This is a genomic window from Kiritimatiellaceae bacterium, from assembly GCA_013141415.1.
Lineage (GTDB): Bacteria > Verrucomicrobiota > Kiritimatiellia > Kiritimatiellales > Tichowtungiaceae > Tichowtungia.
The window spans coordinates 331,892-353,218 of record JABFQY010000003.1; the positions used below are offsets into that span (position 1 = coordinate 331,892).

14 protein-coding genes are annotated in these 21,327 nt (G+C 50.2%); 2 read left to right on the plus strand and 12 right to left on the minus strand.

All coding sequences use genetic code 11. From position 1 onward, the window contains the following. Positions 1-443 precede the first annotated feature (443 nt). Positions 444-632, plus strand: a complete 189-nt coding sequence (locus tag HOO88_05715; GenBank protein ID NOU36247.1) for a hypothetical protein — start codon at positions 444-446, stop codon at positions 630-632. Positions 633-1,389: 757 nt separating this feature from the next. Here the strand turns inward: HOO88_05715 and HOO88_05720 are convergent. The 8 genes from HOO88_05720 to HOO88_05755 form a co-directional block, all read right to left on the minus strand. Beyond that, a complete protein-coding gene (locus HOO88_05720; GenBank protein ID NOU36248.1) occupies positions 1,390-1,845 on the minus strand; it encodes a sigma-70 family RNA polymerase sigma factor in 456 nt (151 codons plus the stop codon). Positions 1,846-2,135: 290 nt separating this feature from the next. Further along, on the minus strand, positions 2,136-4,241 hold the full coding sequence (locus HOO88_05725) for a hypothetical protein (protein ID NOU36249.1): 2,106 nt from the start codon (positions 4,239-4,241) through the stop codon (positions 2,136-2,138). A gap of 17 nt (positions 4,242-4,258) precedes the next feature. Continuing rightward, positions 4,259-6,208, minus strand: coding sequence for a hypothetical protein (locus tag HOO88_05730; protein NOU36250.1), 1,950 nt, complete (start codon positions 6,206-6,208; stop codon positions 4,259-4,261). A gap of 96 nt (positions 6,209-6,304) precedes the next feature. Further along, a complete protein-coding gene (locus HOO88_05735) occupies positions 6,305-7,099 on the minus strand; it encodes a hypothetical protein (protein ID NOU36251.1) in 795 nt (264 codons plus the stop codon). A 14-nt stretch (positions 7,100-7,113) separates the two neighbouring features. Further along, positions 7,114-8,211, minus strand: a complete 1,098-nt coding sequence (locus HOO88_05740; protein NOU36252.1) for a DUF2800 domain-containing protein — start codon at positions 8,209-8,211, stop codon at positions 7,114-7,116. Positions 8,212-8,233: 22 nt separating this feature from the next. Further along, entirely contained in the window at positions 8,234-8,692 is a 459-nt protein-coding gene (locus HOO88_05745; protein ID NOU36253.1) for a hypothetical protein, read from the minus strand. A 213-nt stretch (positions 8,693-8,905) separates the two neighbouring features. Beyond that, positions 8,906-9,241, minus strand: a complete 336-nt coding sequence (locus HOO88_05750) for a helix-turn-helix domain-containing protein (protein ID NOU36254.1) — start codon at positions 9,239-9,241, stop codon at positions 8,906-8,908. Between the two features lie 112 nt (positions 9,242-9,353). Further along, entirely contained in the window at positions 9,354-10,283 is a 930-nt protein-coding gene (locus tag HOO88_05755) for a hypothetical protein (GenBank protein NOU36255.1), read from the minus strand. A 499-nt stretch (positions 10,284-10,782) separates the two neighbouring features. On the opposite strand from HOO88_05755, the gene HOO88_05760 reads away from it, so the two are divergent. Then, a complete protein-coding gene (locus HOO88_05760; protein NOU36256.1) occupies positions 10,783-11,883 on the plus strand; it encodes a cysteine desulfurase in 1,101 nt (366 codons plus the stop codon). Here HOO88_05760 and HOO88_05765 read toward each other — a convergent pair. The 4 genes from HOO88_05765 to HOO88_05780 are packed head-to-tail and all read right to left on the minus strand — an operon-like array spanning position 11,869 to position 21,323. Further along, positions 11,869-17,103, minus strand: a complete 5,235-nt coding sequence (locus HOO88_05765; protein ID NOU36257.1) for a DUF87 domain-containing protein — start codon at positions 17,101-17,103, stop codon at positions 11,869-11,871. The two genes, HOO88_05760 and HOO88_05765, sit on opposite strands and share 15 nt — an antisense overlap. Before the next feature lie 17 nt (positions 17,104-17,120). Beyond that, positions 17,121-18,656, minus strand: a complete 1,536-nt coding sequence (locus HOO88_05770) for a hypothetical protein (GenBank protein ID NOU36258.1) — start codon at positions 18,654-18,656, stop codon at positions 17,121-17,123. A 2-nt stretch (positions 18,657-18,658) separates the two neighbouring features. Next, positions 18,659-20,500: a hypothetical protein gene (locus HOO88_05775; GenBank protein ID NOU36259.1), complete on the minus strand. Its 1,842-nt coding sequence runs from the start codon at positions 20,498-20,500 to the stop codon at positions 18,659-18,661. A gap of 13 nt (positions 20,501-20,513) precedes the next feature. Further along, positions 20,514-21,323, minus strand: coding sequence for a phosphoadenosine phosphosulfate reductase family protein (locus tag HOO88_05780; protein ID NOU36260.1), 810 nt, complete (start codon positions 21,321-21,323; stop codon positions 20,514-20,516). Between the last annotated feature and the right edge of the window lie 4 nt (positions 21,324-21,327).

Genomic DNA, 21,327 nt, shown 5'->3' on the forward strand with positions numbered 1-21,327 from the left:
ATTTTTCCGAAGGCGGCGGCAAGGGACGCGGGAATGATGAAGGATGAAAGATGAACTATGAAAGTGGATGGACGATTCACCGTGTGCGTTGAAGAAGATTCGCCGGCGAGGAAAGGCTGTTGCGGGTGAACGGAAGAGCTGGGCCCAGAGAAAACCCTTGGACGGTATGCCGGACTCGGGTTTTCGTCGGGCTCGGCTCTGGAGTGAATCACCCCACAACAGAGATTGGCTGAAACGCGGGGCTGGCGCGATTTCTGCCGCGACGAAGGAGCCAGCACGAAACCGTGACAGCTTTGGGGAAAAGGGGTGAGGCCGGAGGCCGAAGGGGGAAGCGGGGCGAAGCGGGGCTTCCCCCTGGGAAAGGAGTGAGGCTTTTGCACAGCAAACGCCGAGAGGAAAACCCGTCCGGAGGATGGGTTTGCTTCTTCGGTTGAGCGGGACAAGTGAAACCGTTGAGGCCATCGAGGCCCGCCGCCGTGCGAGGGCGCGAGCCGGTGCGGGCGGAGCCCTGCGAAGACGGAACGGCTGAACACAGCCGGACGGATGAGCGCGAGGCGGCCCAGACAGAACTGGTTCTGTTGAGTGAACGGGTTGAAGCAAAGCGCCAACGTGCATCGCGCACGCATAATTGATCAATTATGCGATGTTGGCCGGTCCGCTGTATTCAGCGGTTGCGAAACCCTGCGCGTGGCCGCCGAGTTACTATCGGGGAGCAAGCCGGTGAATTCCGTTATCGCGGAACTGAACCGGTTTGCGATGACCCCTACCACCCCACGGAGTGTTGCCTGCAACAGCAGGCAGCCCGAGGGAGTCCGCCCCGAAACATGATGGGGCGCGTATTCGTGACCCATGATGTTCGGGATCAAGCGGACTGCCGAGGTAGGAGGCCCGTTCCGGCGCTGAAGCGGACACCCAAGGGCCGAGGGCGTTGCGAAGCAACGTAGGAGGCTCGCAGGGTGGAACGATGAAGAGCCGGTTCGGGCCGCACAACTACATCCCCCAAAGGGCCGCAGCCGGTTGCGAAGCAACCGTAGGCGGTCTGCATGGGGGCTTGGGGGATAAATACCACCCGCGCCGAAAAGGATTTGTGAAGCATGTTTGAAACGCCTTCACGGGAAACAACTCCGAAGGACAACAGACAAAAACCGTGAAGCGGTTCAAGCTGCGGAACAATTCCTTTTGCGCGGTTACATCCCCCCATTTGGGGGGCTTGGGGGGCGAGTGCAATGAAGTGGATTTTGGAGACGGGCTGAATGAGGTACGAGTGAAGCCCGGTGACAAAAGACACTTGATTGCGCGAGACCATAGAGAGAAGTCGGAAAGCAGAATGATCAATAACCAATGAACAGTGACAAACTTACAAGGGGTGAAAAAATGATAGAGAAAAATCTACTCGTTGGAAAGACGGCGGCGGCGCCTGGCAACTTTTTCAGGGAACAATGTCCGCAAAATCGGACACTTCCTCAAAGCAAGCTTGTGCCGCATCTCTGCCAACTGAGACGAAGTCCCCTGCCGATCAGCAATCTCTTTGTACGACAGGCCCTGAAACCGCCAGGCGACGATGTCGCGCTGTTCAGGGGGAAGGCGCAACAGGCTGTCAAAAAAACTCACCAAGGAGCCATAAACCAACTGTTCTGCCACTGTATCAGGCATGGCCGGGGAATCGCCGAGCGCACGCACCGGATTGCCCAAGGCAGAAGCGGGAGGGTTTTCCTCGTCCAGAGGAACAGAATAAAACGTATCCTCGCCCAGCTTGCAACCGGAACAAGGAATCTCGTTCCAAGGTTTGGTATCGTACTCGCCACGCTTAACGGCATCGTGATGAGGACAGGAATGGCATTTCATGAATGGACTCCGGTTAAAGAGTGGCAAGGTGAGGACAGAGGACGGAGGACAGCAGACCGCAAGAAGTGGTTCCAAGGATCAGGAACGTAGTGACAGATGACAGGAAACAATTTGAAACCGTCACCGATGAGAAGCCTGCAAATAAAGGGCGATACCGCTTATGACACTTCTTATAGTATATATAAATAATATATATAAGAGAGAGCGGAGCCGCGCACAGCCACATCCATAATACCGTATGGTGACGGGAAAATACTTTTTTAAGTGCAGTGTCACGCGTCAGTCTGTCATTAAAAAGGTGTTGTTCCATCGCCAGTTCCTTTCGTAAGTTCCTGAACATCAATACTCCAGATGCGACGAGCGCCCGTGCGCGTTTGTGACAGCGAATAGTTTTGCGATGCCAACTTGGATAACTCCCGACCTACCTTGTCCGGTGTGTATTTGGCCGCAATGCCGGCAAGACCGTCGTCGTCGTTGAGCATGGCGCTGAGAAGTTCGGTTGCTGATCCCGTCCAAACATCGGAAACCTGTCCCTCGAAAAATTTCAATAAGACCTCAAGGAACGAATAGGCACTGGATGAATGACGGGCCGCTTCAAATAGCGACGCCTCACAGTACGTTTGAACACCGTAACGGGAATCGCCAAGGACTTTGTCCGGCGGCGTCCAGTTGAGAAGCCAGCGTAAGAAAAAGGGTAATTCCGCCTGAATGATTTCCGCGACGTTACGGGGAAAAGTGAAGGAATCCCGATCAGCTACACGAAACAGATTGATTTTGTCCCGGTTCGATAAATCCACGTCCGGCAAAATACGAATAGACTCCGGATCGGTATTACACGTCACTACCACTCGGCCATTCCACTCGATCAACTTGTCCACCCGGTACTTCTCGCGGACTGAAAAAGTACGATTGGCCGCCATTTTTTTAATGAGCGCTGAAAAGCGCAGATGGGTTTTGGTATCGGTCAACGGAACCACATCGTCTACTGCCCAGACAGCGCTGTTAAACAAGTGACTGTTGAAATTATCCTCACCGGACAAAAAGTTACTGGCGTCGATATGACCACCGAAAATTCGTGAAAGTATTGCGGTAGAGAGCAGTGTCTTTCCGGTATTCGGGGCACCGGCAAAAAATGAAGCCTGACCGGGAAGCATACAACCATCGAGCGCAGAGGCATACCAGCGACGAAGCCATGCGTAAAAATAGTCCAACTGCTCAACCGGATCGAATAGCGTTTGAAAATACGAACTCAACCACGGGAAATCACGGGAAGGATCAACCTGTGAATCCTCCGAAGGTTGGAACATTTCGACGGTAGATGTGTTTAACACCCGCTGGCCGTTGACGATGACGATGCCTTTGGGGCGGTGAATCAGAGGTGCGGCACAGGCAATGTATTGCTGTTTTCGGATACGATTAAGGGCCAAAACAACCTCACTGGCAGCAGAACCGCGAGGAACTGTAGAACTAAGGCCGCGCTCTGCCTGTAGGTCATTCGCCATGTCCGATTTGTTTGTGGCTTGCCACTGCCCGTTTGAAAGTTGCGTCCAGTATTCACGCCCGTCAAAATAGACTTCAGTGACCGCACCACCGACCCGGTCGGCTTCAAACTGATTTACAAACTGTCTTCCAAGGATTGCTGACCACGGGACAAAAGCCTGCCCCCCTGTAAAGCATTGCATGCCAGATTCACGAATGACGGCGGCGGTTTGATTATCCGCGGATGAATCCCAAAAACGAACCCCACGAACACCGACAGCGAACTCACCTTGCCAGCGACCGGGATACTGCTTTTCAACTTCGGCAGCAACGCGGTCAATCGGGATCGGATCACCTAGCTTGTTCCATGCGTAGTTGTGGGAGGATTCAATCGCCCACTGCATGATGAAGGCTGACGGGATTACATCGTCCGAAAGATGAACCCAGTCGGTACCAGATTCATAGTATTTACAGGGATCCACAAGAGCTTCTTCATCGAGTCCGACCAGAATCTTTGCGAGTTTCAACTTTTTCTTCACATGCCGCATGAGCTTTGCGGTGAGGTCATTGCGATGAAGAGGAAACGGGGTTTCGAGTTTCCAAAGAAGACGGGCGCCACCGGAAAATGTACGGCTGAGATACTGCGGACGGAAATCACCACACCGCGACAAGACGGTATCGCGCATGTGCTGGTCGACCTGGCCGTCGTAGTCAGCAACGAACCAATGTAGTAAAACAGCGGGATTATTTTTCGAGTCAATCCGAAGAGATTGAAGAACACCCTCAAAGCCCGAAAAATAACAGTGGTCGGTGTCCGAATTATTCCAGTCCGGTTTCGACGGCGCAATGGTTGTTGTTTCCCAGGGAAAGCACTGTTTGGCGCGCGAAGCGGACAGGTTTTTGATTGCGAGAAGCATAGAACTCCTTTGGTGTATTATTTGGTGTAACAGGTTGAAATTTTGGATTCAGCGGCGACAGGACAGCCGGACAGCCATGCGGGTGTGGTGGACATGATGGCTTGAATCTGTTCGCGCGCTTCGGTTGCATGGGATTCCGGGACTTCTACGATGACTTCGTCGTGCACATGAAAAACGATGCGCCCTATACCAGCGCGATGGATTTGAAGAAGGTGCTCGGCAAAGAGATCACGGGCGGTGGCCTGGACAAGATTTTCAGCCAACAAGCAACCGTAGAGACTGCGCAGTTTTCCACCCCGTTCGGTAGCAGCGGCATAATAACCACGCGGCGTCTTGGCCACATTGAAATACCGCAACACCCGGCCCGAAGGCAGTTCGATGGAATAGTCACTGCCCGCACTGCGTTTGAAGTCACGGTCAAGCTGGTTCCAAAGTCTGGAAATTCGGGGATTCTTTGAGCGGAAATCCGCAACGATTTGTTTTGCATCGGCAAACGAGATGTCTATTCCACCGAGATTTTTTGCTACGGTGACAAACTTTTCCGGCCCGCAACCATAGCCAAGTCCAAGCACTCTTGCTTTGGCAAGGGCGCGTTTATCGGGATCCACTTCTTTCAACGGGCGGGGATCGGAATAACCCATCGTTGAACGGGCATGGGCTTCGTAAATGTCCACACCACTGCGAACTAGCGACAGAAAAGCCTCATCTTCAATCAGCCATGCGAGAATGCGCGGTTCAATCTGGCAGAGGTCGGCGATGATAAAAACGTTGTCGTTCGAAGGTTGAAAACAACTGCGCAGATTCACACCGAACAGTTCACCACGCGGCATGTTTTGCACATTGAAACCAGCATCACCAGACCAGCGACCCGGAACAGCACCGAAGTATTTCAAGCCATACGGGAAGCGGTCGAATGCCGGCAGAATGCGATCAGAAAACGGGGAAAGTGAGGGCTTGTTCAGAGTTACGGCGCGGGAACGGATGGTGTAGAAGCGGGAAAGCAGCATATTGGTGCGACGAAAGACGCGCATAGCTTCGACCCAAGGATATTCAGGGCCATATTTTTCTTCCCAGGCTTCGCACTCGGGATCGTCTAATGCGAGTGAAAGTGGGCATGGGATGGCGGCAGCACGGCAGGCTTCGGCAAGCTTTCTGTGCGAAAGCGGTGTATCAATATCAAGATCATCAACCCACGGAAGCAGTTCAGCCGCATAGAATCGTTGCTGTTCGAGAGACTTAATCGCCTTGTCGAGTTCCCGGATATTAACCCCAATCCCTTGCTGTCCCCACTGGAATGTCAGCGTCGCCAACTCCTGTTCATCCTTCGGCCACTGGTGATTAAATTTTTCCCAAAGCAGGAAGCAGAGCCGCGCATCTTCAAGGGCGTAAGCAAACATGGCTTCATTGCCAAACAGATCGGCACCGGATTGTCCGCTTGCCTTACTGCGCTGGGTTTTATCCACGTCAATTCCAAGGAGTTGCTTACAGGCTCCTTTGAGGGAACGGGGAGCGGAGAGATAAACTGCAAGGGATGCGGTACAACGCCAGACTGGAGACTTGAAACTTGAAACCTGAAACTTGATATCGGGAATGATGCCCTGCTCTTGCAGGCGTTTAAAAACAAGTGAGTCAAAGGCGGCGTTGTGAGCAACGAGGATGGCGTTTTCGAAAAGGTGCCACTGATCAAAATCCTTTGGGTGGCCAACCCAGCGGAACGGAGTTCCGGGTGCAGGAGTATCAGGTGTCGGGTGGCAGGTGTCAGAAGATTGGGAGCCGAGGTCACGGCCCTCGGCTACAGAAGACGGGATCACGCCATAGACGGACATGAGGTAGCAGTCGAATTTCGGGTGATGAACGTAAGACCACGCGTCCATCTTTTTCAGGGAATAGTCGCGGTCGTAGTAGGTTTCGAAGTCGACCGCCAGCGTTGCTGTCGTGGTTGTCGAGTGTCGGGTGTCGAGTGGCATAGGAAAGACCTTAGGCTATGGGCTTTTGGCTTTAGGAAGAGAGCCCCGGGGTGGCGAACCACCCCGAGGAATGCGACGAGGGCGTCGCATCTACGTTCACAGTAGCGTGGTGATGAATGCGATAAATTCATCAGAATGCTTGCCGTGTTGGCGCAGACGGGGAACGAATACGAGATTCGTGCCCAGTTTTTCCCGACGAACCTGCAACGTCCATTTACCTTTATGCAGCTCAGGCAATCCGGTGTCCTTATTGCGCAACGCAAAGCGCGCTGCGGTATTGATCGCCTTGCCTGCCCGGCTGTATGAAGTTCCCTTCATTGTCCAGAGTGCCAGCTCGTACGCTTTGCCGTCCGGTCCCTGAATGGAAAACTCTTCGGCCAGTGCGTCGGTCGGTGCCTCAATGAGAAGCAGCGCGGTAAGAATCGGACGCCACGGAGGCGGGGCATCGTCGCGCCAGTCCAGCCATCCACCACGGGCGGTGACTTCTTCCAGCGTTTCCACTGTCTCGGGCATATCCTCGCTACCGTACTCAACATTTTCCTGAAACTGTTTCTTCGCATTCAGGACGGTGACGTTCAGCGGAGCACCCCAGATTTTGGGATCTTCAGATGCCGGCAGCAGAATCATGTCCTTGTTCAACACAATCGAACCGGCTTCAAAATCTTCCGAAAGCGGCCCAACGCTCTGAATGATATTGATACGCGGCAAACGGAAATCGCCTTCCTGATAGTCGCCCGAAATTCCACCCATCGGCGGAATTTCAGAGTTGCCGGTTGTCAGTTGGCGGGTGTCAGTTTTAGGGACAACTGCGGGGACAGCGGCAGGGATGCCGCTTCCACTCTCCGATTCTGCGGTGGTCGGTTTGTCTTTTTTGAATGATGTGGTAGCCATTTTGTTTCTCCTTGTTACTGGTTGTTTTGATGAGCTGTTTGCGTTTTTTCCTTGGCCAGATAGGAAACTTCAGAGCCGGATACACACAGTCCTTCGGCGGTGAGCAACTGGTTCATTTTCCTGACGGCCTCGGCGCCCTTCCCTCTCGCCTGAGATTTCTTGACGGCGGTTTCAAGCGCCGTGACTGAGATCGAGCAGGCGGTCAGAAATTCCTGGAGCGGAACGGAAAATTCCGCGTGTACAATGTCCCAGACCGCAACCAGTTCTTTGATGGTTCGCGGTCCGGAGCGATGGCGCAGTTCGTAGCCGAGGATTTCCTGCCCGTTTTGCACCATTTCCAGCGCATGGGCGCGGACGGATTCGGCCCACGCGGTCAATACCGGCGCAAGGTGAAGAGCCAACGCCATTTGATCGGGATGTGTTATTTGCGATGGATCAAGGATTGCCGGAAGCGCAAGCCGGTCGGGAAGCTGTTCTATTACCGCTAGGGCTTTGGCAGCCAGCGCGGGACAGCGAGCCTGTGCACCGCAGTAAGAACAGTTTTCCGGATGGGGGCAATACGGACTGTGCGGGTCTTCCGCGAGCAGGATCACGGTAGCGACACGCGCCTGCATCCGCAGATAATCGGCTGTACGGCTGAAGGTATGCTCCGTGACCAGATCGCAACGGGGCTGGACGAAAACCACCTTGACCGCTTCAACTTCAAAAAGATCGAATGTGCCGAGCGCGTAAGCCCAGCCTTGCAGATTGACTGAGGCATCATCCACCGGCACCTTGCCCATTTTGTAATCAATGACGACGGCGGAATGTTGCCCGAGCAGGATCACGTCAGCCGTGCCGAAGGTTAGTCCGCAGACATCCACCTGCAATTCATTGAACCGCTTGCAGTCCGGAATGGATTCTTCTAATGCCTGGACATAATCCAGACAGAGCTGAACCTGTATGGTCTGTTCCTCGTTGAGACCTTCCAAGTGGCCGGTATCGGCGGCACTGTGCATCATCGTGCCTTCATCGGCTGCCTTGGATGAACCGGGTCTATTTGTCCAGTGCGGACAGAGCTCTTTGTTTTTCAGCGAGCTGGGGCTGTGTTTAGCGTGGAGTTTTTCGGTCATGGTTATTCCTTTTAGTTGTTGGTTATTCGTCTTCCTGCTGCCTCAAATCTTCAAAACGGCGTTTTAGAAGGCGGTAGATGTCGCGGGTCGCTCCGAGCACATCACCGGAAAAAATGACGTGTACGTCGTGAAAGTATTCGAACTCTGAAAGCTGATGAAAGATGAAGTCCGGCCCGACTCTGCCGCCGGTGAAAAGGGAATAGTCAAAGTGCTCGATGTCTTCGCGGTTGGCTTCGACCACATAAAAGATGCGCGGCATGTTCTGGAGAGCACGGGCGCGGCGAATCTTTTTCAACTCGCGGCACCAGTTTTTCTGGATGGCCAGTGACTGAATGAGGTCGGGCAGTGATTTGCGCTCGATGGCAAAGCGAAACTGGTCGCCTTCAATGGCGTAGTCAAAGGTCTGAATAGTATTCCGGACAACGGCACAGCGGTCGAAGTCGAGGGGAAGCTGTTCGCGGGTGTCGATGCGGATTAACATGAGGCACCTCCGCAGGAAGAATTTTCACCACCCGCTTCGCTAGAGGAACAGCCGAGGGAGTCAGAGGGAGATTTCACCACGGAAGACACTGAAGACACGGAATCGACAGGGGGACATTCGGCGTGGAAGTCGAAACCAAATTCGTGCCAAAGCTGAGCAACAGATGCTTCGTCGCCATTGCGGGCAAGATCGAGAAGTTGGGAAAAGCGGGGATTATCCACGGGGAGCCTCCTTACGGGAGGTGGCAGGCGACAGGTGGCAGGTGGCACGGTGGCCGACCAGGGCGATGATGTCGGAACGGCGGAGACGGAATGCGCCGGGATAGAGTTCTACTTTTTCGAGGCGGCCCGCTTTAATGGTTCTCCAAAGCGTGGCGCGGCTTACATGAAGGAACGTTGCCGCTTCGCCCATTGAGAGTAAAAGTGGGCCGTTATCTAAAGGACGCGGCGATCCGTCCCTACCCTCCAGAATGGCAAGAGCGCTTGCCTTGGCTTCGTCGGTGGCGGTGAAGACCGCTCTGATGAGATCATCGTTGTTTGCTGGTTTCATTTTCTGCTCCGTTCTTTTTGTGCGCGGAGCAAAAAAAACCTGCCCCGCGTTTAATACGGGACAGGTCTATCAAGGAGCCGTGGTATATGTGGCGGGCACATATCCCATTATTTTACCAGTCGTCAAAATCCCCTTTGTTTATATGCTTTTTGAGCGTTACTTCGGACAGGGATACGTGCTGAGCCGCCTTTTTTCTGGCGGCACAAAAGCTCACCGCCGGATTTTTTTTATGGTATTCACGGATAAATTTTTTGGCCTCTTTATATTTCGGTTGGTAGAGATCGCCACGGGCTTTGCCACCCGCCGAAGCGGAACGGACTGTTGCCGCGCCACGGGCTGCGCCTGGAATGACGTTCTCTTCGATTTTGTCCAAGCGATGATCCAGATGCGTTTTTAAGGCGGTATTGCTGATGTCGGGCGGACGGCGCGTGGAACAGGTTTTCGGGCAGTCGCCAGAGAAGCCGGTTTTATTCAGCGAGAGACATTCGCGCAATGGAACGGTGGCAATGCCGCGACTATGCAGCAGCTCGGCGGCACCGGCATGATGGGATGGAAAAAGGACGCATCCAACCTTTTTGGGGTCGGCGTGTGGTAATACGGCATTAAGCGCCGCCGGGGCGGAATCTGCAAAGCAGGCGAAAACATGGCGCAACTCTCCGTTGCAATCGCACCGCCCGACAAAATCCAAATGCTCCAGTTGCGGGCCTGCGGCGGGCATCAGATTAAAGACACTGCGTAACGAATCACTGACAAGGTCAAGACTCGGCCGGTACGCCTGAACATCGTGCCAGTCCAAGACCACGTCCTCGAAGATTTCAGCGTGCTCACCTGTAGGAATGGCGCGGTACTTCTTGCCGGATTCGTGGACGGAAAGCTGGATGGACGGGTCGTCTGGGCAGGGATAGAAGTCTGCGCGTGTTCCGGAACAGGGAACCAAAAACGGCTGAACGGCCGGGAAAGCCCGCCCGAACACCTCCTCCCACCACGCTAAGGACTCCTGTGAGTTTTTGAATTTGAGCAGCTTTCGAAACGGGAATTCCATGCGACAAGACCTCCAGATAATGGAGAGGGTCTATCCGGATGGCCGATAGAGCAAATTCGCGGCGGAAGCATGAAGAGAAGAGGAAGCGGGGGTTTGAGAGCATTATCCTTTTCGCGACAACATAATACGCATAGCGAAACAGCAAGAATACCAGTGCACCCTCCCTCTCGGTTAGTATGCTTTAAAAAGTAAAACAAGGCGTACGAACGGAAAAGAAGAAAGTTTTAAAATGATGTAAAATTATTTCAACCTGTTGCAGAGGATGGGGTTCTGAAAATGTGTTTCGAGGTGGGTTTTTGATGTCTGGAATTGCATATCCTGACTACGCTTGAAAATCGGCCAAGCGCCTTTGACCTGCCGGATCGGCTGGGTGTCGTCGTTGAATTTCGCCTTGCGATACTTAAATGCGATGACCCCGGCAACCTGACCCTGCCAATGGTGAGGAATGCAACGCTCTCACCAGTTGCCTCTCACCCAAACATCTGGCAGACTTTTACGCATGATTTATTTGGACTATAATGCGACAGGCCCAATGTTACCCGAGGTTCTGAATGCTATGTGTCCTTTTTTTTGCGAACAGTGGGCGAACCCCAGCAGTCCCTACGCCTTTGCAAAACAAGCTTCTGACGCTATCGAAATCGCAAGAAGTCATGTCGCATCGCTTATTGGTGCCAAACCAAATGAAATCGTTTTTTCGAGCTGTGCCACGGAAAGCAACCAAACGGTTCTGCATGGAGTCCGTGGCAAGGTGGCGACCTCTACCGTGGAACACAGTTCCATTATAGATTTTCTGAAAGAACGAGATAACACTTGCTTTGTACCCGTCGATGGTGCCGGGCGACTAGATCTTGAAGCATTGGATTTCTCCCTGACCCAGCAACAGATAGAGCTAGTTTCTGTTATCTGGGCAAACAATGAAGTAGGTGTTATTTCGCCTATTGAGCAAACAGCCAAGATATGTAAAAAACACGGGGTTTTGTTCCATAGCGATGCAGTTCAAGCCGCTGGCAAAATAGAAGTCGATGTCAAAACAAACGAAGTCGATTACCTTAGCCTAAGTGCGCACAAAATATTCGGGCCAAAAGGTATTGGTGCGCTCTATGTAAGGGACGGTGCCCCATATAGACCCTTGCTAGTTGGTCGACAGGAGAAAGGCCGCCGAGGAGGAACAGAAGCTGTCCCTCTTATTGTTGGTTTTGGCAAGGCCGCTGAGCTTGCAAAAAAAGATCTCTCTGCACGCATGGGCCACACAAAAAAAATGCGAGACATGCTTGAGAACAGCATTCTTCAACAGATACCGGAGGCATATATCAATGGAGATAAAACTTGCCGCCTTCCCAACACGACCAATATTGGCTTCAAGGGAATCGATTCTGACACGTTCATCCAATTCCTGAGTACCCAAGGCATCATGGCAGCAAATGGCTCTGCCTGTAAATCTAGTGCAATTACGCCCTCACATGTCCTGACAGCCATGGGAAGAACCCACGAAGAGTCAAATGAGGCAATTCGCTTCAGCCTATCGCATCTCACTCAAGAAAACGATATTTGCTCTGCGGTAAGCATTTTGAAGACGCTCGCTGAATCACTTCGAGGCTGATCCGTACAGCTTGGATATTTCAGTCACGAGAAAGACTAGCTGAGCATCACTAATAAATGGCACCTGTGCATATACAATGTTGGGCTCTCCTTCTAGCTTAGCGGCAAGATGCCCTTTCCCCATTAGTCGCTCAGCGCCCTTCTCCCCGAGTGCTATTTCGGACGTCCCTTCGCCGTCAACCCTTAGAACAAGCCGGTTCCCAAGTTGTGACCGAAGTTGTGGGGGCATGACCTGAGCTTCTGGACGTTGTGCTGCAAATATCAGGAAAATGCCAGCCGCTCGAGCTTTTACCCCCAACCGACCTACAGTTTTTGTTACGGCATCTTTATATTCATCGATCATCATCCATTCGGCAAATTCATCGTGGACGACCCAGATGTAAGGGAGTTTTTCAGATGCGCCTTTCTTAGAATTTAAGCCGGTAATATCTTTTACTCCGTTTTTCTTCAGCACCATGTAGCGACGCTCCATCTCCCCAACAAGCGCCTCCACCCTCCCAACAGCTTTGGCCATGTCATCAATAACCCCTTCGCGAACATGCGGAAGTGCTGCCAGATCCTGGTAATCGACCATCTTAGGGTCGATAATGATAATTTCAGCATTGTCCGGTGAGTTTGTGGCCGCGATTCCAAGTACGATATTTTGGATAAGTACGGATTTTCCACTACCGGTTGATCCCGCAACTAAAGTGTGCGGAGCATTCTTTTGGGGCGAGAACACAAGAGGGCTTCCATCTTCCTCTCGAACTCCTATTAGAAGAGAACAGTTCAGGGTTGTATCAGCGACATTCCATTTTTCCCAAATATTCTGAAGCATCAGGACTTCGCGTTCTGGACGAGCTATCGAAATAGACACCACGCCGGGTTCCGCATTCACCGCCGTGATATTTAACCCATGCGATGTGAGAAATTCGCTTTGCCGCTTTCTGACCTGATCTACTGTCAAATTAGCGCTACCCTCAAATTTTAATAGTGCGCAGTTTGGCGTTAATCGCGAGCTAACCAACTTTGCCTTTAGTTGAAATTGTTGCAACGCCCCCTTACATTCAACGGCTGTGTTTTGGAGCCACCCTTCAGCATCATTTATATGCTGCAAATTAACGGGAAAGGCGGCCTGCAGTTTTTGCACGAGGGTAGCAAATGCATTACCACTACGGATAGCGGCAGGCTCGGCTGGTGTTGCGGGAGCTGTTTTAATCGGTTTTTTATCATCCTGCTTGTTGGCCAAATTCGTCGCCGTTTCGCCTGCCACTACGGTTGAAGTTATTATTTCACCTGCCACTGTTGTCGCTCCAGCGTGCAACAGCTGCCAGGAGGGTCTTCCCCAGACATCTTCACCGGCATTGTCTTTGCGAATTTGCCCGACAGGCCCTTCAGCAATATAAGCAGAGATAAGGCTGCGAACTTTCGCTCTCGAGAACACTTCCTGATAGGCATCATCAAGCTCTGCGACAACAGAAAAATCGGAACACTCGGGGCTGTCCGAAGGGCCCGATATAAATACATGCGAATAACCCCGAACGAAAATTTCACAGCTTCCCTCGCGAAGAGCATCTCGCCATTTTGCTAATTGGGCCATCCTGTCGCTAGGCACGTGAACCCCCGTCATAACAAGATTTGAAAGACGAGAAAGCCATAAGTTTCGATCCATGCATGCCGGTTCATCAAACAAGGCTTCTCGAATCCTTCGAACGGTGTCCCGCAACTGCTTCTGAGACTCTTTTCGCTTAGCGCTAAGCGATGAATGATCAATATATTTAGCCTCTGAAATAATGATGCCTAATTTAAACTTTCCGTCTTCAATAATTGGGCATAAAGCCATTAGATCGGCGATCTGCTCTTCCTTCTGCCCCAACCACTCTGCGTAGTCATCGAGAAAATACCAGCCATGCAATGACGTGGCGCCTAGCTCATCCTCAATCAAATATTTACTGAGAACCACGCCCATCAACTCGCTGGCATTGCGGCCACGTTTAGCAGCTCTCAACACCAAATCCCCCGAGACTTCATTGGCATCCTCAATAAACCGTTCCACAAGACCGTTTAATATAGGTTCCTCTAAATTAAGATTCAGGTTGTTAATCCGCCCCTTCACCATAGCCTTCAAGAGCCCTAGCGGGGCTCTCGATGAGATCAGTAGATTTCGCCCCTGACTTGATGTTTGTTTATAGCGAATCACCCTGACCTGCTGATTCATCAACTGTCGGCGATCAAGTAATTCATCGTAATTGGCAACCCAGTTGCCAAGCTTGTGAATCTCATCGAAAATATCGGCGGTTCGTGCATCATTGAAGTTAAGCTGTCGCGCTGGCAAAAGATGTTTCCCTTTTTCATGGAGATGCGGCTTCATGATAGAAGACAGGGCATTGATATATTTCCAGCCCGTTCTGGTTTGAACGGGACAAGTCAAATAAACAACCGATTTCATCTCATCGCGAGCGGACGGTTTACGCCGAGACCACTGTGGTGGGATAAGGTCTATGGCCTCAACAGGATTGGATTCGTCGGTATACCACTCCACCTCCGCATGCCGTGAAATAACATCCTGCAAGAAAACGATATCAGTTGGTCTGCCATCTTTTGGGTCAGGCGTCGGAGCTTGATTTGCCATGATACCGATGCGCAACCGCGCCATAAAATCCGTTGCTGCTTCGCTTGCCACAAAAGAGTCTGAATTATCGTCAGAGGATTCGATTATCCGCTCATAAAGGTTCATCAATCGTCCAGCGTCGCGATGGCGCAAGACAATTTCACATCTCATATCATCTTCATCTTCATGCAGTGCTGCGACTTGATCTACAAGTGCCACGGGAAGCCGCGAACAGTCACAATTAAAGAGCACGGTAGACAAATTCGCCTTCTCATGCGGATACAACTTGAGATATTTTTTTATCAGGTCCAGCACAAGCAGGGCCGTGGCTGAAGGAGATTCGTTGGTCTCATCCAATCCATCATTTTCTGCCAAGGGGCTCTCGTGAAGGCTGTAATCAAGATGATGATCCGTACAAGCAAGCAGCTTGGGTGAAAAGGAATCCCAGCCCATTGCCATCTCCGGATAATATGGATGCTTTAACCCCTCTGTCAGCTCACGGAAATAAAGCCGCGAATCGCTGAAATGAGTCTCATGGTTTGACAGCAACGCTTTGAGAAGACCGGAAATTTGTCTAATTTTTATCTCCATGGCAAAAAGTCGCAACGGATGCCACGGAGTAATAATCGCTGTTACTTTATCCCCAGAAATTTGTGCAGTTCCGATTTCGAGCAGTGGCTTTAAAAGCAAATCTCTATTGCGATCGCCTTTTGCTTTTTCACAAATAATTCCAAGCAGATTCCCATAAGCTTCACATTGCGCACTGATTCCTTCAGCTAAAAACCCGTGTGTGCAAAACTCTTGAATTGACTGTTCATATGTCGTTTCAAAAGTTGACCAACAGGACTGAATCTCTTTTAATAGCTCATCGTTAATTAGGTTTTGGCTTCGCGCTTTACCTAAGTTTGATCCCCATATCAGCTTCAAATCGTTTTCTTTGCGATAAACGGGGACGAAAGATCCTCGGTCCTGCGCATAACTGGCATGCAAGGTTTGGGAGTTTTTTAAATCTATGGATTGGACATTGCCCTTTCCGCTTATGGTTTCTCTCGAGGCAAAGCAACAGAGGAACGGTCTATCAGAGAGTCGCCTCCAATCTCCTGGCAGCTCCGCAGCCACAGCATCGGGGTTAAATTGCCAGATAAGTTGTTTGGAAACGTTATCTTCACGGCCATTCAGATGTGTGATTTGGAGGTTTACAAAAAACTTAATGCGGAGTGCGGCTTTTGATGCAGAATGGTTGAGATGAGGGTTAGTCTCTCTACGCCATGCGTCGAGGTGCGATTTGAAATTAAAAAGCTCTCCTGTATCCCAGACGACGCCATTGCCTAACAATGCAGGTAAGCCCTGATAACGGAATGCAAAATATTCCCCCGCAGCAAAATTCAATTTTTTCAAATCCTGTTTGGTTCTACGATCCGAGGTGATGCAGAGCGATTTGCTTCTAACCGTTTCTGAATGATCAAATAATCCTTCAAGACAAATAACCAGCCCAGCTAAAAAATCTTCGCATTCGACCGGCTTCCCGAAAATAAATTGATCCCATTTTGTTTTAAGAAACCCATCTTCCTTTAGTTCTAACCGATGGTTTTCATAAAAATCCTCATCGGGGGCATCTGCGCTCGATGTCGTTCGTCTTTTGGACAATGTTTCTAAATATTTCCGCTCTTCTTCGCCTAACAGAATTGCGTCACGCTCATCATAAAATTCTAGTGTTTTTGCCCCGAGATTAAATTTTTCCTTCTTCAGCCCATCAAAGAGAGCGCTAATGCCTTCCCATTCACACAGGCTCAATTCATATGCAGCCCCATTCCACCCGCTATCAGCAGAGATGAACTCTTTAATGCATGAATGATATTGCTGAATTATGTTGTCCTTCACTTTATCAAAGGTCGTCTTGAGTTGATCTTGGGTCAGCAATCCTTGCGACGGTGTGTATTTAAAAAGGTAACAGGATCGCTGACGAATCGCTTTAGCATACAGTTGCTTCCAACGGGAAATATGCCCGGCATTTTTGTCATTCAGCACATTAAAAAATGTCTTATCTCTGGGAATTCTCAGGGTGGGCAAGGCTAGGCCTAAAGCCTCGAGCAACGGCTCGCCTTCTTCGAGAATTTGCCGCCTAGTTTCAATCACATAGCCAGCAAACGCCTCTAGCTGATATGTTCTAACCTCCAGCAGGCCCCGAAGCGCCAGCGCCCACCAGCCTTTTTGTTGTTCATCGCAACCTATTTCCGCATTAGCGTAATCGACCCAAAGGCCGGGATGCCCTAAGAGTTGCGATGAGCCAATGGGCGTCATATCCTTAAGAGATTGTTGCTCATCGTCACCTGTTGTCGCCAATAAGAGAGCATCTCTTTCACAATCTGCATTTCGAAAAAATGTTGTCCTTTCGTCCGTGAGAATATTCTCGGGCAACGAACACCCTTTGACAAAATTTCGAGGGAGCTTAATTTCTATTTTTTTGCTTAATACTGAATCGTTTAATATCGCTTGAGCAATCGCAGCCGTCTGTTTTGCAGATAAGCAATCAAGCAGATATCTTGCAGTCCCATCACTGCCATCCGCTGCCTCTAAACGATCTTTCAGATACTGGATTGCGACTTTTCCGATTAATTCGTCATTCGTCATAGTAGCTCCTGAAGCTTTTAATCCAGCGTTGAGAAAGGGTTGAGAACGTAAGCGCATCCGTCAGACAGCCGCTTTAGCAACCCGATACTTGAAAGGCGCTGCTCGAGGCGTTCAGAGTTGTTTTTGAATTCTTTTTTATCAAAATCGCATTTCACCACTTCGGCATAGTACTCCGCTTCATTACTGCCCAATACGATGCCATATTTATTGAGCACCTCGCTCAAGAACAGCTCTAACTCCATGCGTTTCCCAACCGTGCTTAATACGATGCTCTTAAGAAAAGCATCCGTTGGAGCATAACGAAGTCTATTGGTACCCCGCTTTGAAATCAGGCCTATTTCGCGGCCATACACCCTGTGAATATTTGCGAAATGCTGGGAGTGCCTCTGGCGTGCCGCATCGCGAAAGGCCTGTAGTAGATCGTCAGGGTGAGGAACGCCGACATAATCCATCTTTTCTCGAGGCCACAGGACAGTGTTTTTCAGAATCTCAAGGCATTCGTTATAGGGGTCGCTACCGCCCAGCGCTTCCCTCCAAATCTCGCTTTTTTCGATATCCGCGATATATGACTCAACCGCCTTAGCCGAAAGAACGTTGTTGTCCTGATATGATTCAACAGAGAGCTCTCGCACCATTGTTTTTTTAGGGGCAACAATTTCGGAAATAAACAAACTGGGGCGGTCATCGCCAATGATTTCTCGAGCAACCTGCTGCTGATAGCGCAAAATATGAAACCCAGCGACTCGAACCAGATGAGGAATAAGATCATACGAAGGTGCGTCCAGCTTCAATATCGTGATCCAATCTTTGGTTACTGCATCAAATACCGGATGTGAACGATAGGGAAGAAATCCGCCTGCCTTTTCTTTTGGCAGAGGTTCGGATGGCGGCTGTAGGCACTTAATTACAGTGTTCCATATCGTCTCGTGCTGAAACAGGCGCTGTTCCAAAAGAGCAGAGAGCTCTGTCTTGTCGGCAGCCCGACAAAACATCAAATAAAGCAGCTCCCCCGTACGCCCAAAAAATCGTCGATCATTCGATCTAGCGGTCTTGTCCAGATCCTCAAACAGGGCTTCGGGGCAATAAGGGAAAACAAATTTCGAAGTCCAGCGCTTATTGCTATTCACTTCCAGGCAGGTGGAGTGGATCACCTTTATGACTTCAACAAACTCGGCGAAGCTTTCAAAATGATTCTTCAGGTATGAGAAGTCGGGATTAACCAATCCCTGCTGCGATTCCTCCATCTCTTTCAACCACAACTGCCACTGCTGGGCATCTCCCGAGGTTTTTTTACACAGCTGCTCCATTTTGGTCAGCGGATAGTTAAACAGGATATTACGCAAATACAGCCGATGGGCTGGCACGTAAGACAATGTGTTGTATTCCTGCTCATCAAATATTTTCCCGCTCGAACGCACATAGGCGTAAACATTCATGAATTCCAGGTACACAAACCAGGGTGTTTGCTCATCATAGAGCCGATGCCCCCAGATGGCCTCATCTACCCACATAGACGGTTCAGGATTTTTGTTTTTTGGCTCCAGTCGTTCCATGGCTACCTTTTTATCGTAATAGTTTTGTGTTCAAGCTTCCCGTTGTCCGAGTTCAATATCTGCAACTCAACACAATTATCGCCGATAGAAACCTCGCTTGATTGCAGGTCATTGGCCTTCGCAATCAAGCGGCTTTTGAATGCCTGGATGTCTTCGTAACATTCTTTTGAAAAACTTGTCGGGAGCGCCCCCTCTGAGGCCACACGCGAAAGGAACTCAAATCGCACGAGATTCAACTCGAGAGAGATGAAGTCATGTAGAGAAAAATACACCTGAAGATCTATCCGTTTAGTTTGGTCGTTAAGCGCAATCGAAATTCGCTCTCCTTTGCTCGGTTGTACGGATATGTGTCCCAAGTACACCCGGCTGATTTTCGCTTGAGAGTGGCTTCCGCTGGTCGCGAGATAAAGCCTCCGTTCATCATCAACCAGCATTCCGGTAAAGACGCGGTTGAGACCCTTAATCAATCGGCCAAGAATGCGGCGATCTACCCCGCCACCTGACATAAGCAATTCACATACATCTGAAACATATTCGCCTGCGTGTTTGAAGACAGTGAGCTCCCAAAACTTAAACTCCTTCTCTTGTTCTCTAGGAATCTTAAAGAAAATCCCCCGTCGCTGCCGCACAAGCATCTCGAGAAAAGCATTCGCAGAATCTTCGTCCTCATCACCGGCTTCGACATATTGCTTTCGAGCCATCTGATAACTGGCGTCGGCACCATAGAATGAGTCAGACCCGATCAAAGAGTCGTATTCGCGTTTTACAAACTCGTCGTACTCGCCATAGATAAGGATATTGTCGATCCGATTATTGGTCTCATAACCGATCTGGAGCCGGTTAAAGTAGTTAAATATGGTGATCGAACTTCTACTGCGCTCCGAAAGGTTGCCGCCAAAAATGTTGTTGTATATTGCCCCTTTAGAAATCTCGCCTGATGCTATGATTTTAGGAACATCAATAGCCCGCATGAGATTTTCATGAGCAGACGGGTGTCCCAAAACAGCATTTGTAAGAAGAAGCAGGATTTGTCGAATAGGCAGGTGCAAATTGTTATAGTCACATAGTTCAAAGAGAAGATGGATGCGTTGCTGCATCAAGGGCTGTTGGAGCAATTCATAATTTCTCCGTACAGGGCACTGATTCCCAAAAAATTCATCTGGCCCGGCGTTGAGCGCATAGCACTCTTTCCATCCAGGATGATCTAAAAAAGCCTTAACAGCCCGGTCAAACAGCTCTGCAGAACTTCCGCGACTCAGGTTGAAGAAATCAAGCTCGACACCTTTTAATAATTGAAGATCCTCTACCAGTAACTCTTCAATCGCATCCCGAGCCTTAACCACCACATCAGATGAATCAAGCCGACGAAGCGCCTCAATCAACTGTCCATCATTTCCCGCAATCATAAATACATCTGATGGTTTTTTTGCGAACAACGATTCACAAAAAACCCCCATGAGTTTCTTTTTGTGCGGCACGTCACTCCAGGACGTCCCCTGTGGAGGCGCCCAGCCGCTCAAGTCCCGAATGAAATGGAGATTTAGAGATCTCGATACGGGAAGTAAAAGATACGGATCATCGGAGGCCCACAGAGCAGCATCTCCGCCGAGACTGTTCCAAACCTCTCGGCAAAGATGTGTTTTGCCGTCTCCGGCAGTCCCTGTGAGAATTATCGAGCGAAGCTGTTCGCGCTTGAAACATTCAAAAACGCGTTGCTGAAATGGATGCTCAAATAGGATTGGATCAATTTTATTCCGTTGAGCCGACCGCTGGATCGTCTCGTCGAACATGTTGTCATTACGAGGTATTGGCCCATATTTGCGGAGAAAGTTAATCCATTTCATTTAAGCACATTCCCTATAAGTGGCAGATCAAGCAGCCGGGACTCGAAGTATCTTCAACTTCAATCTCCCCAAAAGTTTCAACCAATCGTTTATTGCCCTTTCGAGATTTTAACCACTGCTGCCGTTCAGCATATTTTCGCTTAATCTCTTCCTGTAATTTAGGATCGCGCAATGCTGAAATCGGCATGTCATCCATCCAGGTAAACAGCGTGCCGGTCTTCTGATCTTTGCGCTCGTACTTCTCTGCTTCGGCAAATTGTTCAGGGTACTGTTCTAGCAGGCGTACCCATTCATACTTCGATTGGTAGAAGCAGAAGAAGCAGCCGGAATGAGACCTTCCCCAACTTAGATAAGGCGGCATGCCAATGCCACTTTCTGTCAGAATGCGCATCACGCCATCAAAATCGATGCCATCTTCTTTGAAGGGAAATACGGTTGTTAGATTTGGCTTAGCGCTAATGAGCCCAGTACGATCTTCATCGGCACGAATACCGATATAGCTAATCACAGGGTCATTACCGATATATTCTTCGTAGGGCTTGAGCTTGAGAAGCTTGGTGCACCAGCGGGCTTTTGGGGATGGGAGGTAATTGCCGAACACATCCAGCCAGTGGTCAAAATCTCTCTTGGCATTAAGATAAACGATTTTTTTACCGAGAAATGCCTCTACAAGAGCCAGGTACTCATAGGTTTCCTGCAGTTCTTTGCCGGTATCACAGAAAACATATTCCATTCCCGGAACCTTGTCCCTCATGTACAAGGCCAGCGCCGTGCTGTCCTTTCCCCCGGATAGGCCGCAAATATGTCGTACTTGATGGTTCATCCAA

Bases quoted from the DNA above. Each gene is read 5' to 3' on its own strand.
- HOO88_05720 (NOU36248.1), bottom strand. From the start codon at position 1,845: ATGAAATGCCATTCCTGTCCTCATCACGATGCCGTTAAGCGTGGCGAG.
- HOO88_05725 (NOU36249.1), bottom strand. From the start codon at position 4,241: ATGCTTCTCGCAATCAAAAACCTGTCCGCTTCGCGCGCCAAACAGTGC.
- HOO88_05730 (NOU36250.1), bottom strand. From the start codon at position 6,208: ATGCCACTCGACACCCGACACTCGACAACCACGACAGCAACGCTGGCG.
- HOO88_05735 (NOU36251.1), bottom strand. From the start codon at position 7,099: ATGGCTACCACATCATTCAAAAAAGACAAACCGACCACCGCAGAATCG.
- HOO88_05740 (NOU36252.1), bottom strand. From the start codon at position 8,211: ATGACCGAAAAACTCCACGCTAAACACAGCCCCAGCTCGCTGAAAAAC.
- HOO88_05745 (NOU36253.1), bottom strand. From the start codon at position 8,692: ATGTTAATCCGCATCGACACCCGCGAACAGCTTCCCCTCGACTTCGAC.
- HOO88_05750 (NOU36254.1), bottom strand. From the start codon at position 9,241: ATGAAACCAGCAAACAACGATGATCTCATCAGAGCGGTCTTCACCGCC.
- HOO88_05755 (NOU36255.1), bottom strand. From the start codon at position 10,283: ATGGAATTCCCGTTTCGAAAGCTGCTCAAATTCAAAAACTCACAGGAG.
- HOO88_05760 (NOU36256.1), top strand. From the start codon at position 10,783: ATGATTTATTTGGACTATAATGCGACAGGCCCAATGTTACCCGAGGTT.
- HOO88_05765 (NOU36257.1), bottom strand. From the start codon at position 17,103: ATGACGAATGACGAATTAATCGGAAAAGTCGCAATCCAGTATCTGAAA.
- HOO88_05770 (NOU36258.1), bottom strand. From the start codon at position 18,656: ATGGAACGACTGGAGCCAAAAAACAAAAATCCTGAACCGTCTATGTGG.
- HOO88_05775 (NOU36259.1), bottom strand. From the start codon at position 20,500: ATGAAATGGATTAACTTTCTCCGCAAATATGGGCCAATACCTCGTAAT.
- HOO88_05780 (NOU36260.1), bottom strand. From the start codon at position 21,323: ATGAACCATCAAGTACGACATATTTGCGGCCTATCCGGGGGAAAGGAC.